Here is a 14,403-nt window from a genome sequence, read left to right on the forward strand (position 1 = left end):
TGCTAAGGCTTTAGGGGTGACTGCTGAGGGTATTACTAAGTTTAATGAAGAGGCTATATTTAATATAATCGGAAATACAGTAACCAATTATGACAATGGCTCGTTATTTAATTATCAACCTACCTTTAATCCCATTGATAAATTAATCGAGGTTTATGAAGAAAATAAGAAGCTTTATGAAAAATTACTAGCCAGTGAACGGGAGAAAGTTGAACTATTGAGAAATAAATAAAACTAAAATATTTAGCATTATATTTGTAGTCTATTTTAAATGAAAACAGAAGCATTCAACCAACAATTAGGAGCAGGTCTTTATACTTTAGCAGATATAGCTTTTCTACTAAATTTGCCAAAGGGAAAAGTACGCCGTTGGATGAAAGACTTTTGGGATACTAAATTTGGTGAAGCATACCAAAATAAATATTCCTGGGGTGAAGGCCGAGACAAGGCAACTAATTTTTACATGTTGATAGAATTTTATGTGTTTTATCAATTACGAGAATTAAAGGTAAGCACCCATAGAATAATTGTTGCACATCAGGATATGGCTGAACAGATGAAAACACCCTATCCATTTGCTTCCTCTAAATTATTTACTGATGGTAAAAATGTGTTGTTCACACATCATGATGGAACCATAATAGAGGCAGATAAATCTAGGCAAGCTGCTTTTAAAGAAATAATTGAAGACTTCTGTAAAAAAATCTCTTTCTCCGATACTACTCAAATGGCGGAAAATTTTTATCCACTTGGCACCGATAAACATATTGTGGTTAATCCACACCATCAATTTGGGCAGCCTGTTGTAAGTAAAACAAATATTCTAGCAGAGACACTATACAATTTATTTAAAGCGGGTGAAGATATTGAATTTCTTTCTCGCTTATATCAATTAGAAGAGTCTGAAGTGGCTGATGCTATATCTTTATTTAACAATAAAACAGCGGCATGATTAAGGTTCTTATTGATGAAAACCTTTCAGAATATTTTGCCGAGGGGCTTCATCAATTACAATTACCCTTAAATAATGGAATTATCGTAACTTCTATTGCTAAAGAATTTCATAAAGGTATTAAAGATGAAGATTGGATACCTAAATGGGGAGAACAATCTGGTGTTTTTATTACCCAAGATTTAAAAATAGCCACTACCAAACATCAGGCCGCACTGTTGCAAAAGTATAATATTGGTGCTTTCTTTCTCAGTCCACCAAAAGGTTCAAAATACTGGAATAGAGTAGAAATAATTATTAGACATTGGCCAGAAATAGTAAGGTTAATCAATAACAGTAAAACACCATATACTTATTTTATCAGTGCTAGAAAAGTAGAAAGAAGATAAACAACTATATAGCCCCCAAAACTCTTTTTAAGGTTTCTTGCATAGCTAATTTAAAAGAATCGTCTTTAGCTAACATGCGGTAAAGGTCTAATTCATTCTTCCGCTCTTTAGCCATCACATCTTCAAATATTTTATTAAAAGCTATTTCTCTGTTTTGTAAGTCTGCATTTGTTGCATACTTCTCCTGAAAATCGACATGATTTCTTATTTTTTGAGCAATATTTACAACTTTTACCCTTTGATCTTCTGGTGTAGCATCCCAGCCTTGAAACCAGCGTTCGTTAAAACTATTAATGATTAAATCTAATTCGTTTAATTCACTCTCCCCACCATGCGCTCCTCTAGGATTGGCATTTTGTGGATCAACTTCACTTTCACCAGAATCTAAACCTATATTCACATTTAACTTAACCCGCTCCAATCCGTAGGTGCTCAAATCAACAGCGTTTAACAATTCGTCTACAGCATCCATATCAGGATCTCTCACTATCATTTTTGGAATCAAAAACTTTAAAAACCAAAACAGTTTTTCCCAATTGGGCACTTCATAATCCATAATGGAAGCCATTTGTCCATATATTTTTACAAATTGCTTGGCTTTAATTTTAAAGTCTGCTTTTTCTTGGTCTTCTAAATCTAAGTCTAAATTAAACCTACCAGCAGCTACATCTATCATCGGACTCAGTTGTTCTGCATTTACATTGTTAAAATACTTTTCTACAAAGTATTCTACTTCATACCACTCATAAATCCCTACGTCATCTAAACTTGCTTTAAGCTCATGTAAAACATTAATATCCGTGGCTTTACTTAATGATGTTGATGTATAAAAAGGATCGAAAGATTTTTGAATATCTTCTGTAGAGTTGTAAAAATCTAGAATAAACAAATCTTCCGTTTTCTTTCCTAAGCTATCAGCAGAACGATTTAATCTTGATAAAGCCTGAACTGCCATTACCCCTTGCAATTTTTTATCTACATACATGGCCGTAAGTTTAGGCTGATCAAATCCGGTTAGGTATTTATTGGCCACTACCAAAATACGATATTCGTCCATGTTAAAATATCTGGCAATCTTATCGCTGATATATCCAGAATCTGTAGGTTTAGCAGTGTCTAAATAGCTAGGAAAATCATTTAAGCTATCTTCTGTATGTTCTATACCGTCAACTTTTTTAGCGCCAGAAAATGCTATGGCTATTCTAAATGGATTTCCTCTTTTGGCTAATAAAGTTTTTAAAGCAAAATAATATTGAATAGCAGACTCTATACTTTGGGTAGCCACCATAGCTTTTGCTTTACCCTTTAGTTTTTTAGTATTTACCACTTTAGAAATAAAATGCTCTAACATGATTTCGCCTTTGGTAGCAATGGTTTGCGCATCTCGCTCTACATAAGCTCTTAATTTCTTTTGAGCTTTTACAGTATCAAACAAAGGGTTATCTTGTATAGATTTCTCTATCTCATAATAACTTTTATAAGTAGTATAATTGGCCAAAACATCTAAAATAAAACCTTCCTCTATGGCTTGTTTCATAGAGTATAAATGAAAAGGTTTAAACTTTCCATCTGCTTGTTTGGTGCCAAAACGTTCTAAAGTTGCATTCTTAGGCGTTGCAGTAAAAGCTAAATAAGATGCGTTACCTCTCATTTTGCGAGAACGCATGGCTTCTAAAATCTTATCCTGCGGGTCATCTTCTTCTTCCTCACTTCCTCTGCCACCCATAGCTTGGTTCATTTTGCCTGCTGCCGAACCGCTCTGACTGCTATGTGCCTCATCAATAATGACCGCAAAACGTTTATCGCTTAAATCTGCGAGGCCATCTATAATAAATGGGAACTTTTGGATGGTGGTGATGATAATTTTTTTACCTGTTTCTAAACACTTTTTTAGTTCAGCGGATGAATATGCGTGAGCAACAATATTTTTTACTTCTGAAAAGCTCTTAATATTTTCTTTGAGTTGTTTATCTAACAATCTCCTATCGGTAACCACTATTACCGAATCGAACAATGGATTGGTGATTCCCTTACTGCCTGGTAAATTATCTTGATTGGGATAAGCTTCTATCAATTGATAAGCAGCCCATGTTATAGAATTAGATTTGCCCGAACCTGCCGAATGCTGAATAAGATAGGTTTGCCCTACCCCTTTTTCGCTCACATCTTTGATGATATTACGCACCACATTTAGTTGATGGTAACGAGGAAAATATAATGTCTTTTTAGCTAAAGTGTCATTATCTGTCCCATCAAAGCGTACAAAATGTTGGATGATATTGGTAATGCTTTGACGAGTAAAAATCTCTTCCCATAAATAAGCTGTTTTATGCCCAAAGGGATTTACTGGGTTACCCTTACCAAAATTATCTCCTAAATTAAAAGGAAGAAAAAATGTATTTGCCCCATTTAATTTGGTAGTCATATAAGCTTCATCGGTATCTACCGCAAAATGAACAATACATCTACCGAAATTTAGTAGCGGCTGTGAGATGTCTCTCTTAAATTTAAACTGATTTTGCCCATGTACCTTAGCATTTTGTCCTGTCCAGTGGTTTTTTAATTCCATTGTGGCAAATGGTAAACCATTTACAAAAAGCACCATATCAATCTCTTCACCAGGGTTGTTTAAAGAATAACGTAACTGGCGGGTAACGCTAAATTGATTATGGTCAAAATCCTCTTTAACTTTTGTACTGCTACTGGCTAAAGGTAGTGGGTACAATAAGGTAAAATGCGCATCATCCACGTCTAAACCTTTACGATACAGTTTGATTATACCATATTTTTTGATCATACGGTCTAATCGCTCTAGTATTTTTAGCTTCCAATCACTTTGCTTTTGCAATTTAGCCAACTCTTCTTTTTGAGTACTTTCTAAGAAACTCCAAAAGCGTTTTTCATCTATGGCAAATTTTAGGTTGAAATCTTCTGGAAAGCCAATATAATAACCATTGCCACTTCTGTATAACTCGTTTCTATCTGCTAACTCAAAACTACCACTGTTTTTAAAACTTTCAATGGTATTTCCAGTAAGGCATTTTTCTATGGAAGCTTCTAAGGCTTGTTCGTTTGTTTGTGATGGCATAAAAGGTATTATATATAAGATTTTTTATAGCATTGACCGGGATGGTTAGGTGTATGAGGATATTTCTTTTCTAATATGCCTTCTTTAATCATTTCTGGTAAAATTTTATTTTGTATATAGCTTGGTTCTCTATTAATAGCATGTGCTATTTCTTCTAAAGATTTATAATCATCGCAATAATTTGCAATAAGATCATGTAATTCCTGTTTAGGTACTTTTTTTCTTTTTGATGAACCAATTTTGTTTCCAGAGGTGTCAACCTTTTGTGTGGAGGTGTCAACCTTTGGAACAGAAGTGTCAACCTTTGAAACAGAAGTGTCAACCTTTGGAACAGAAGTGTCAACCTTTGGAACAGAAGTGTCAACCTTTTGGACAATGTTAAGATGATAGCTAGTCCACCTTCCCTTATTTTCTGAAATTAAATATCCTTCTTTACATAAATCTTGAAGTAATTTAGTGATATCGGTTTTATGAAGATCAAGTGCAAATTGTAAACGATTATTACTTATTTCTCCTTCTATTTCGCAAATAGCTAATACAGTTAATCTATCCTTTCCTATATATTGAATATTATTTCCAAAAAGTCTTTGCAAATGTTCTAAAGTATCTTGTGGTAAGATACTAAACATGGGCATATTTAATTCTATACGGTCAGGCTGGTTTGTAACATTCAAATACGGACTTTGCCAATGTGCCTGATCCCACCCTGAAAAGATTTTATTAACCCCACTACCTGCTTTTTCTGCACTTCCAATCATCATAAACATTTTCTGGAGGTTAGGATTCCTACATTCACTAATACCACCTAAATAATACTGGTGCAAGGTTACCAATAATGTACCTGGGTTAGAAAAGCGGAACATCTCTTTTCTTGATTCTATAATAATACTGCCTGGAGCTGTATAATCTGCATGTACCAAAGTATTAATAAAAGCTTCACGTAAAGCAACATGCGCAGGTGTTTCATCTTTTCGCCTACCTTCTTCCAATATAAAAGGTTTGGGCAAACGAAGTGAAATTTTAGGCCAAACTCTTAAGTAAAATTGAAATAGATTTGCCTCCCAACTACCGTCGGGATGAATACGATCTGTCCACCGTACAGTTTCGTCTTCAGAAAGATTTTCTCGATAATCAGGAAAAAATGAAGGTGATGCTTCTATATCAGTAATACTAAGATTTTTACCAAACATTAGAATACCTGCTAATGTAAAACCTTCCCTTTTACTTACTCTATCTCTACGGTAACCTCCAAGTTGTGTTAATAATTCAATATCCGTTAAGGTTAACCACGGGTGAGTAGGCTTATCTGAAGAAAATAATTGACGATATCGTTTAATACTATCCACATCTATATCGTCCATACTATATCCAATTAAAATTCTGCTATCATGATGAAGAGAAGGGTCAGCATCTGCTAGCATACGCCTTACTTCATCATCAGTACATTTATAATCTCCCTCATAATTTCGTTTGAAAGTATTTCCAAAAGGTATCTTTGTTTTAAAAATGGGCTTTTCCTCCCGTTTTGCAACCCTTACATTAAAAGCAAGAACAGTTTTATTATCTGCCTTTATCTCTTTTACATCATCATTTACAAAAATATTACGACTAACAGTTGCAGGATTGTTTACACCATTCCAAAATATCTTCTTATAGTTTTCGATTTGCTCTTTTTCTAAGCCTTCTACCTTAAAAAATCCTTTTTTTTCAGTAACACCAAGAATAATTAACCCCCCTTCTGTATTAGCTAATGCAGAATAAGTTTCCCAAAAGCTTTGTGGAAAGCCATTTAATGCAGATTTATATTCTAAATCGCTTGATTCATTCTCGGGAAATATATTGTATATTTCTTCCAAAACAGGCAAACCTGAAGGATTAAACAAGCTGAGTTGTAAATTTTTCATGTAACCAAATTTATTAAATCCGAGCCGAACAACATTTTTTTAATTAAGTAAATTATTTGAAATAAAAATTTCTTTAATACTTTCCCAATCCAGCTCTGTATTCCTCATCAATCTTTTACTCTTGGTATGTTCTAAATCAGAATAATTTATCTCGATCAATTGAAGACCATTTTTAGGAATTACTATCCTGCGTTTTTCGTCGTATTGTTTGCGTTGTTCGCCTCTGGATACGCCTGATGAAGTTATCCTCTTATCAAAAAATTTTACTTCTTCTGTATGTTGCCTTTCCCTGTATTCAATTACTAATTTCAAATCTGGGTAATAAGCATCTACGGGTAGTTTTACTCCAGAATCTCCTCTTAAAAAGTCGAAACGATATTGTCTTAATGCTTTTTGTTTCAACAATTCATCGCATAAATTAATAACATAAGCTCATCACTTTCTGTACGGTTATTATTTATTAAAGCCTGAGTTTTGACTTTAGGTGGCCTTACTTTTTCTTTAATAATAGAGGGCTTTGCTTGCTCTCCAATGCTTACCACTTTACGGAAATCCTGAACGGTATAACCATTTCCAATACCAAAATCATAAGCAAAAAAGCCCAGTTTTCTTATTTTATTTCTAATACTTTTCTGTTGCTGTGTATCAGAAATTAATTTTTCCTCTATTAAGGCTTCAATTAATTTTGCTTCTTCTTGACTAAAAATGGCTTTTCCTTTCATCTTCTATAACTAATTATAAACCTTAATCTTCCCAGTTACCGCACTATTTATCAAACTCGCCTTATACTCCTTTAGCTTTTCTATCTCTTTTTCTTTGAGGGAAATGGTGTTAGAGATTTTATTAGAAACATTTTCAATATATTTTGAAATTTGTTCTTGTTCTGTTTTTGAAGGATAAGGGAACAATATATTTTTAATTACGTTTACGGCAATACCTGGCTGTGCTGCTGACTGAGATAATCTGTTAAAATCTGCAATTTTAATAGCTTCACCTAACCAAATCAAACTTTCATTGTTAATTATGTAAACCACAATTGCATGTTCTGATGCAAAAAATTGACCTTTAGCAAAATTAACATTACCACATAATGCACCTTGCCTTCCAATTAAAATAAATTCTCCCTCATTTGTAAATCTATCTGTATATCCTCTAAATCCATTTCCACCAAAAACAGGATAACCTTCCTCGGTAAATTTTTCTGATGAAATTGTTTCTCCACTTTGAAGTCTTGCAATATATTTCAAAGCTTTCACCTCCCAACCCTCTGGAATTTCTCCAATCCATTCTACACCGCTATCTTTTAGTTTTGAATTTTTATCTAAACCTTTGGTTACCGCTTGATGTATGAGAATTTGCCTACGTTCTTTTAATAATTCTATTTGCTTTTCTTTAATAGCAATAGCTTGCTCTATTAAAGCAGATTTTTTATCTAGGAAATTGGCAATGGCAGTTTGTTCTTGTAAGTGTGGAACAAGGAAAGGGATTTCTCTCATTCTAGCCTTGGATAAATCCCACTGCCCAATCCTTACTCCGTCGGAGGCAGAGCCGAAAAAAGAAATAAATAATTTACTTCTTATAGCATAATGGAAGTATTTTGCATGCACATCGGTTCTAAGATTAAAAATAAAATAAGCTGGACTAACAATTCCATCATATTGTGAAATGCCATATGAGCCTTGCCAAGCCTTCATCTTATTCATTCCAAATTGTCCTTTTCTTAAAACTTTATAGTTAGATAAATCATCAGGTATGAAATTGTGATTTTCAGTCTCGTTCTCCAAATCCCTAAGAATAACACCTTTTTCTCTGGTTATTGAAAGAAGTGGTAAGTCGACTCTATTATTCTCAGAAACTGGTGTTAAAATCACACCTAGTTTTGAAATTTTCCACCCCTCAGGAATTTCTCCCAACCATTCCACACCAGAATCTTTATAGCTATCGTATTTTTTCAGCTTAATTTCCATTGTTTTTGTTTTTAAGCTGTTTGTGGGTTTGTTCTAAATGTTGTACAAAATCTTGTGCTACTTTAGAGAGTTCGTTTTTGTGCTGTTCTTGCAAGCTTTTTACTCGGTAGCCAACAGAAATAATGACATCAAGGTTGTAGTATCTGGTATCGTAAGTTTTTCCGTCATTGGCAGTATGTCGGAAATTCCGACATACTGAATTTTCCTCCAGCTCTCCCTCCTTAAAAATATTCCCTAAATGCTCGGTAATGGTTGTTCTAGCTTTACCAAATAGTTCGGCCATTTGCGCTTGGCTAAGCCAAACGGTTTCGTTTTCTAAACGGGTTTGTATTTTGGTTTGCCCATCTTCGGTTTGGTAGAGTATTAATTCTGAATGCATTGCTTAAGCTAAGTTTAAAATTTCACGGATTAAACCATCGCTTTCGTTTTCTAAAGCCAAAATATCTGCTGTTACTTCTTCTATACTTCTTAAAGGTTTATGGCGATAAAAATATTTGTTAAAGCTAATTTCGTAGCCAATTTTGGTAGCATCTAGGTTAATCCATGCTTCGGCTACATGTGGTTTTACCTCTCTTAAAAAGTAAGTGTGTATGTTTTCTTTTAAGGGGACGTTTTCGGTATCTCTTAAATCAGATTCGCTTTCATAAGTTAAAAATTCCCCTTTTTTACTGGTTGCAAAATAGCCATAATCTGCTAAATCTTCTTCTTTACAACCTAAATGAGCCAGCAATTGGTCTAGCTTTTCGCTTTGAAGTTTAACGATACCTTTTTCAACTTTTTCGGCAGTTTCATCATACCAAGAAATGGCATTTAAGATGGCATTTTTTTCTGAAGCAGAAATTTTAAGGTCATGCTTTTTCAATGCTTTATTTATTAAAAGTATAAAGGCATTAAAATCGCTATATGCTGCTGTGCCTATTTCAGCCATTAAGGTATGTGCGGTATTCATTAAATCTAAACCTTTTTGCCAGATGGTAAGGCTGGTTAAAGCTTTGCATTGTTTTGCATTTAGGTTCAGCTCATTTTTATCGCACCAGTCTAAAATTTCTTTTTCATGAGTGTCTAAATCTGTATAAATAGCTTCTCCAAACTGGGAATAAGCCCATTCCATAGGTTCACGTAAGCTCTTATCAAAACGTAATTCGGCTATTTTTTCTGTAGAAAATTGTGCTTTTAAGCGTTTTGGTCTTTCTATACTTACTTTATAATAACCAAAATCGCTATTATCAAATACTTTAGCAGCAATGCCATCTTCTGTTCCTGTTTTTTCTATGGCTTGCATTTGCTCATACACATTTACAATCTCATGGATATGTTCTGGTGCAAACTCACAATTTTTATTTCCTAAGTTTTTACGCAGTTTACGGTATAACTGCCCTGCATCTATTAGTTGTACTTTCCCTTTACGGTTTTGGCTTTTATTATTGGATAAGAGCCATATATAAGTGGTGATGCCTGTATTATAAAAGAGGTTATTAGGCATTTGCACTATGGCTTCCAGCAAATCATTTTCTATAATATACCTACGGATATTGCTCTCTCCACCGCCAGCATCGCCAGTAAAAAGACTACTTCCATTATGTACAGAAGCTATTCGGCTGCCCTTAGCACTTTGCGAAAGTGGTTTCATCTTGTTCACCATTTCCATTAAAAACAACAACTGTCCATCTGATGAACGTGGCGTAGCATCTACCTCTTCTTCATTGCCCCAATAATCTTTTAGCTTAATTTTAAAGCGAGGATCTATAATGTCTTTTCCGTCTTTAATATACTTCTGTTCACTAGCCCATGATTTACCATATGGAGGATTAGAAAGCATATAATCGAAACTATTTCCTGCAAATTCATCAGTAGAAAGTGTAGAACCTACCCTGATGTTTTCTGGGTTATTACCCTTAATCATCATATCAGATTTACAGATAGCATAGGTTTCATCATTTATTTCCTTACCATATAAGTAAACATCTCCTTTGGCTTTTATCTTTCCATCTTCGTCTTTGATAAAATTCTGAGATTCTGTGAGCATCCCACCACTACCACAAGCAGGGTCATAAATCGTCATTACCGGTGGCAGGTTGTCTTTTATCGGTTCAAAAACCAAATGAGTCATTAAATCAATAACTTCTCTGGGGGTAAAATGCTCTCCGGCTTCTTCGTTATTTTCCTCGTTAAACTTCCTTATCAGCTCCTCAAAAACATAACCCATTCCTAAGTTAGAAAGAGCCTGAAGTTTTCTGCCATCAGGATCAGTTTTCTCAAAAGGAGTAAGATTGATATAAGGAGAAGTAAATTTTTCTAAAACGTTTAAAAGCACATCTTTACTTGCCATGTGCCTTACTTGGCTTTTTAACTTAAATTTCTCAATAATTTCCTTAACGTTATCGCTGTAGCCATTTAAATAATCCTCAAAGTTAGCTTGTAAAATTTGTTGATTGTTAGTTGCTGTATCATGTAAACGTTGCAAGGTCCATTCGCTGGTATTGTAAAATACATAGCCAGAAGCTTGTTTTAATCCATTATCATCCCATTCGGTAAACTTTGCTTCATCACGTTGGAAAACAAGTTCTTCTAATACTGCTTCTTTTGTAGGTTCTAGTAAAGCATCTAAACGGCGTAAAACCACCATGGGCAATATCACATCACGATATTTTCCTCGGACGTAAACATCGCGTAGGCAGTCATCAGCAATAGACCATATAAAAGAAACTAATTTATTATGTACAGCTTGATTCATGAATTTATAAATGGAATACAGTTTATGCTTTATAGTGCTTTCAAATTAGATTTTCAAATATAAAATAAAAAAATAGCAACTCTATAAGCATTTTTTTCTTGTATAACTCATGGTTTAATGTATAATATAGATCCTTTAACATTACCAATAAGCTTAAACCTTAAAACACCACTTCCTTACCATCGCATCAATAATCTTCCTAAAAAAATCATCCCATTCCCCCATCACCCAAAATTCAACTCCGTCTGATAAAACACCTTACCTATGGGTACTTCTGGTACTGTTTCTTTCTTATCCGCAGCTTTTACAATGGCTGTCTTTGGTTTTAAGGCTTGGGAGCTGCTATTTTTACTTTTCTTTTTGCATTTTCAACCCGTGACAATTCGTCACGGTTTCATTTCCTTCGGCTTTCAGCCGCTGTTTTAGTTTCCGCCAATAAGCATTTGGGTCAATACTTTCCGTAAGCACTGCAACCACATCAATAATGGAAATATACCACTTCTCCTGCCCGCCATCCCACACTGTGCGTACTTGTTTTTCTTCAAAAGATTTGTATAGCTTCTCTTTTACTCATTTTTGATTAATTTGAATTGTAGTTTTGAGCAAAGCCTAAATACTAAGTAAACGGTCTCGGCATTCTTAGGCGTTGTCTTCTAAAATATCAACTCCATATATGCTAGAAACTGCCATTATAGAATAGCGTTCCCATTCTACTTGATTTTTACTATATCTACTGTTTACAATTTCTAATTTCCGTCTTAAAACTTCTGCTAAAAAGTTGCCATTACCACAAGTAGGTTCTAAAAAACGTGAGTCTATTCTTTCAGTTTCATGCTTCACCAGATCAAGCATAGCACTTACCTCACGTTGGCTCGTAAAAACCTCCCCATGGTCTGTAACTCGTTTTTTTGATTTTACTTGTATAGTCAATTTATAAGATTATGTTTTTCTAATTAAGACATTTAAATATAAGGAACAGTTATTAATATGATAATATTTATATTAATTTATGCTCACAAAAGCAAACACTTATTATGATTATTAGAAATAGCTAGATTGTTAAACATTTAAATTTAAAGCTTATACAATAATATATAACTTTTAATCTTTAAGTACTATCTTCTTTGATGAAAATATCTCCTCATCACCCAAAATTCAACCCTGTTAGTTCAACCTCACCCCTTTTCATACAATAAAATCCCAACCCTATCTATGTGCTGGCGGAGTTCTATATTTTCTATTTTGGATAACAGACTAACATCAAATTGATAAGGTAAATATAAATCATCCAAAGCCCATTCTATTTGATGCTGAGTTTTTAAATCTAAAGATTGGCCATCCAAAACTAAATCAATATCTGAATATACTTGATGATTTCCTTTGGCTCTAGAACCATAAAGCCATACTTTTTCTACTGCTGGAAAGGCAGAAAATACTTGGTAGATTTTAGCTAAATCTTTTTCTAATAACCCAATTTGATTTTTATAGTAAGTTTCCTTGTTGTCCACTTCTAATTTCTTCTATTTTTTCTTTAAAGCTTAATAACAATGGATGATATTTTGTGATAATAGTTATAAATATCTCATTGGCAATAGCTTCATTATAAGTATGTGAAGATTCATTTCTGCTTAAAATCATATCCATCCAAGCATGACCATCGGTGATAAGATTTACCTGGGCAGCATAACGTGTAGCATCTTTACTACCTCTTATTTCTGTCTGACCTTGATCTTTCGCAAAATCTTGCATCACTTTCCATGCTAATTCATGCGTAAACTCGAAACTCTGAATTAAACCTTGCTTAAAAATATCTTCTATACTTAAAATAATATCTTCATAAACTTCATCATCTTCAAAATTCAATTGATCGAATTGATTTTTAATAAAATGAATATTATGACTAAGCTTTGCTAAAGCTCTGTTATAATTGCTGAAACGTTGTTGCCATCTTATGTCTTCCATAAACTTAACGTAAACTTATATTATTTGTAAGCCAATACAATAATACGTAACTTCTTTACGATTTTATCCCACTTTCTTTTTAAATCATTCCATTACCCCATCACCCAAAATTCAACTCCGTCTGATAAAATATCTTACCTATGGGTACTTCTGGGACTGTTTCTTTTTTATCCGCAGCTTTTACAACTACAGTCTTAGGTTTTAAGGCTTGGGAGCTGCTATTCTTACCACGCCTTTTATTTATTTCTTTTAAAATTTCTTCTCCGCGGTAATTATCTAAAGGATAGCGCATACGTTCCTCTTTTGCTATTTCTACAGACTGGGTAGATTCTTCTTCGGATATATGGAAAGCGCCAATAAGCTCGGCAGGACTAAAATCTTTACTGTTGATGCTTTGCGCTTGGCCGCTTATATCTGTTAAACCACTGTAATGTAAAGAGGTACTAACCAATAGGATACTTCCACCAGGTAATACCACATCAGGATTCCATTCTTGCTCGGGAATAACTGAGCCTCTGGCAATGTCAATATCTTGGTAGCTTAGGTATTCATAATAGTTTTCTCTGAAATTAACAGCTACCAACATCAAGCGTAACACCGCATGTCTGCCATATTTCAACTGCTGTAATTGGGTATTTTCTTTAATTTCTGGGAGCTTTACTTTAACCTTACCTGCTTCCATAAAACAAAGCGGACGCACAGCTAAAGCCATATTCATAGGAGAATGTGCATTAAATTGAAAACCTAGCAGATGTTCTAAATTTCCATCATGTAAATCGCGGTTACCACGTTCTTTGGTTAAATTATCTTTAATACATTTCAGCAAAGTAACGTTCAGTCGGTTAATCATTTTACCATCACTATTGCAGCAAAATGTAGAGAATACCGATCTTAAAATACGTCCACAGTTACTGGCAAGACCAAATTCCATAGCACTCTCTTTGGTAGAAAGTGTTTGCTTTACTTTGGCTGCTTTGGTTTGTACAATTTCTGTATCACCAACGGTGCGGTAAACGAGGTTTCCTATTTTACCGTGTATACGTCCTTTTTTATCAATAATGGCCATATCGTAGATTTTAAGGTTAAATATAAGAATTGTTAAGTTTAGATTCTTATTATTAATAGATAAATTAATAATTATTAACAGTATAACTCCACAAAAAATAATAAAAACGTGGACTTAATATGGAATTATTATGGAAATAGTATTGATTTAATATGACTATAAATAGATGAATTTAAAGTATTAAATGGTTATTTAAGACTATTATTACTTTTTTGAATTATAGCTGGGTGGTCACATGAAAGCTGTAAACTTTTACAGTGAGATGTTTCACTTTGTTGAACAAGACGGAAGGTAAAGGCTCCCTTACTCTCACCAATAAGTCATGCTGACGATAGGAAGCA

Annotated in this window: 14 protein-coding genes and 1 pseudogene; 4 read left to right on the forward strand and 11 right to left on the reverse strand. The window is 33.9% G+C overall.

Going from position 1 to position 14,403, the window contains the following annotated elements:
• The 3 genes and pseudogenes from B2745_RS03185 to B2745_RS03195 form a co-directional block, all read left to right on the forward strand.
• Positions 1 to 232 (forward strand): annotated as a pseudogene (locus B2745_RS03185) (transcriptional regulator); the annotation flags it as partial.
• Positions 233 to 271: 39 nt separating this feature from the next.
• Positions 272 to 952 carry a DUF433 domain-containing protein gene (locus B2745_RS03190; protein ID WP_304063613.1) on the forward strand — a complete coding sequence of 227 codons (681 nt, stop codon included), beginning with the start codon at positions 272 to 274 and terminating at the stop codon, positions 950 to 952.
• A complete protein-coding gene (locus B2745_RS03195; RefSeq protein ID WP_304063616.1) occupies positions 949 to 1,341 on the forward strand; it encodes a hypothetical protein in 393 nt (130 codons plus the stop codon). Before B2745_RS03190 ends, B2745_RS03195 begins: the two co-directional genes overlap by 4 nt.
• Before the next feature lie 4 nt (positions 1,342 to 1,345).
• Here the strand turns inward: B2745_RS03195 and B2745_RS03200 are convergent, their stop codons facing one another.
• The 7 genes from B2745_RS03200 to B2745_RS03230 are packed head-to-tail and all read right to left on the reverse strand — an operon-like array spanning position 1,346 to position 11,034.
• On the reverse strand, positions 1,346 to 4,429 hold the full coding sequence (locus B2745_RS03200) for a type I restriction endonuclease subunit R (protein WP_304063619.1): 3,084 nt from the start codon (positions 4,427 to 4,429) through the stop codon (positions 1,346 to 1,348).
• An 8-nt stretch (positions 4,430 to 4,437) separates the two neighbouring features.
• Complete coding sequence (locus B2745_RS03205) at positions 4,438 to 6,333, reverse strand: RNA-binding domain-containing protein (RefSeq protein ID WP_304063621.1); 1,896 nt, start codon at positions 6,331 to 6,333, stop codon at positions 4,438 to 4,440.
• A gap of 39 nt (positions 6,334 to 6,372) precedes the next feature.
• Entirely contained in the window at positions 6,373 to 6,735 is a 363-nt protein-coding gene (locus tag B2745_RS03210) for a hypothetical protein (RefSeq protein ID WP_304063623.1), read from the reverse strand.
• A complete protein-coding gene (locus B2745_RS03215; protein ID WP_304063627.1) occupies positions 6,732 to 7,055 on the reverse strand; it encodes a hypothetical protein in 324 nt (107 codons plus the stop codon). The genes B2745_RS03210 and B2745_RS03215 overlap by 4 nt, the downstream gene beginning before the upstream one ends.
• 9 nt (positions 7,056 to 7,064) lie before the next feature.
• Positions 7,065 to 8,300 carry a restriction endonuclease subunit S gene (locus B2745_RS03220; RefSeq protein ID WP_304063630.1) on the reverse strand — a complete coding sequence of 412 codons (1,236 nt, stop codon included), beginning with the start codon at positions 8,298 to 8,300 and terminating at the stop codon, positions 7,065 to 7,067.
• A complete protein-coding gene (locus tag B2745_RS03225) occupies positions 8,290 to 8,679 on the reverse strand; it encodes a virulence RhuM family protein (protein WP_304063633.1) in 390 nt (129 codons plus the stop codon). The genes B2745_RS03220 and B2745_RS03225 overlap by 11 nt, the downstream gene beginning before the upstream one ends.
• Positions 8,680 to 8,682: 3 nt before the next feature.
• On the reverse strand, positions 8,683 to 11,034 hold the full coding sequence (locus B2745_RS03230; RefSeq protein WP_304063635.1) for a type I restriction-modification system subunit M: 2,352 nt from the start codon (positions 11,032 to 11,034) through the stop codon (positions 8,683 to 8,685).
• Positions 11,035 to 11,298: 264 nt separating this feature from the next.
• Between B2745_RS03230 and B2745_RS03235 the strand changes: the two genes are divergently transcribed.
• On the forward strand, positions 11,299 to 11,460 hold the full coding sequence (locus B2745_RS03235; RefSeq protein WP_304063636.1) for a hypothetical protein: 162 nt from the start codon (positions 11,299 to 11,301) through the stop codon (positions 11,458 to 11,460).
• A gap of 213 nt (positions 11,461 to 11,673) precedes the next feature.
• Here the strand turns inward: B2745_RS03235 and B2745_RS03240 are convergent, their stop codons facing one another.
• The 4 genes from B2745_RS03240 to B2745_RS03255 form a co-directional block, all read right to left on the reverse strand.
• On the reverse strand, positions 11,674 to 11,964 hold the full coding sequence (locus tag B2745_RS03240; protein ID WP_304063639.1) for a hypothetical protein: 291 nt from the start codon (positions 11,962 to 11,964) through the stop codon (positions 11,674 to 11,676).
• A 245-nt stretch (positions 11,965 to 12,209) separates the two neighbouring features.
• A complete protein-coding gene (locus B2745_RS03245; RefSeq protein ID WP_304063642.1) occupies positions 12,210 to 12,542 on the reverse strand; it encodes a nucleotidyltransferase domain-containing protein in 333 nt (110 codons plus the stop codon).
• Positions 12,517 to 12,996 (reverse strand): nucleotidyltransferase substrate binding protein, encoded by a 480-nt coding sequence (locus B2745_RS03250; RefSeq protein ID WP_304063645.1) that lies wholly within the window; start codon positions 12,994 to 12,996, stop codon positions 12,517 to 12,519. The genes B2745_RS03245 and B2745_RS03250 overlap by 26 nt, the downstream gene beginning before the upstream one ends.
• Before the next feature lie 100 nt (positions 12,997 to 13,096).
• Positions 13,097 to 14,062: a hypothetical protein gene (locus B2745_RS03255; protein WP_304063648.1), complete on the reverse strand. Its 966-nt coding sequence runs from the start codon at positions 14,060 to 14,062 to the stop codon at positions 13,097 to 13,099.
• Between the last annotated feature and the right edge of the window lie 341 nt (positions 14,063 to 14,403).

The sequence above is a fragment of the Pedobacter glucosidilyticus genome, assembly GCF_002483235.1.
GTDB classification, from domain to species: domain Bacteria; phylum Bacteroidota; class Bacteroidia; order Sphingobacteriales; family Sphingobacteriaceae; genus Pseudopedobacter; species Pseudopedobacter glucosidilyticum_B.

What these genes read in the sequence shown, in the direction of transcription:
- B2745_RS03190 (WP_304063613.1), top strand. Translation starts at nt 272, where the DNA reads ATGAAAACAGAAGCATTCAACCAACAATTAGGAGCAGGTCTTTATACT.
- B2745_RS03195 (WP_304063616.1), top strand. Translation starts at nt 949, where the DNA reads ATGATTAAGGTTCTTATTGATGAAAACCTTTCAGAATATTTTGCCGAG.
- B2745_RS03230 (WP_304063635.1), bottom strand. Translation starts at nt 11,034, where the DNA reads ATGAATCAAGCTGTACATAATAAATTAGTTTCTTTTATATGGTCTATT.
- B2745_RS03235 (WP_304063636.1), top strand. Translation starts at nt 11,299, where the DNA reads ATGGGTACTTCTGGTACTGTTTCTTTCTTATCCGCAGCTTTTACAATG.
- B2745_RS03205 (WP_304063621.1), bottom strand. Translation starts at nt 6,333, where the DNA reads ATGAAAAATTTACAACTCAGCTTGTTTAATCCTTCAGGTTTGCCTGTT.
- B2745_RS03215 (WP_304063627.1), bottom strand. Translation starts at nt 7,055, where the DNA reads ATGAAAGGAAAAGCCATTTTTAGTCAAGAAGAAGCAAAATTAATTGAA.
- B2745_RS03220 (WP_304063630.1), bottom strand. Translation starts at nt 8,300, where the DNA reads ATGGAAATTAAGCTGAAAAAATACGATAGCTATAAAGATTCTGGTGTG.
- B2745_RS03250 (WP_304063645.1), bottom strand. Translation starts at nt 12,996, where the DNA reads ATGGAAGACATAAGATGGCAACAACGTTTCAGCAATTATAACAGAGCT.
- B2745_RS03200 (WP_304063619.1), bottom strand. Translation starts at nt 4,429, where the DNA reads ATGCCATCACAAACAAACGAACAAGCCTTAGAAGCTTCCATAGAAAAA.
- B2745_RS03255 (WP_304063648.1), bottom strand. Translation starts at nt 14,062, where the DNA reads ATGGCCATTATTGATAAAAAAGGACGTATACACGGTAAAATAGGAAAC.
- B2745_RS03225 (WP_304063633.1), bottom strand. Translation starts at nt 8,679, where the DNA reads ATGCATTCAGAATTAATACTCTACCAAACCGAAGATGGGCAAACCAAA.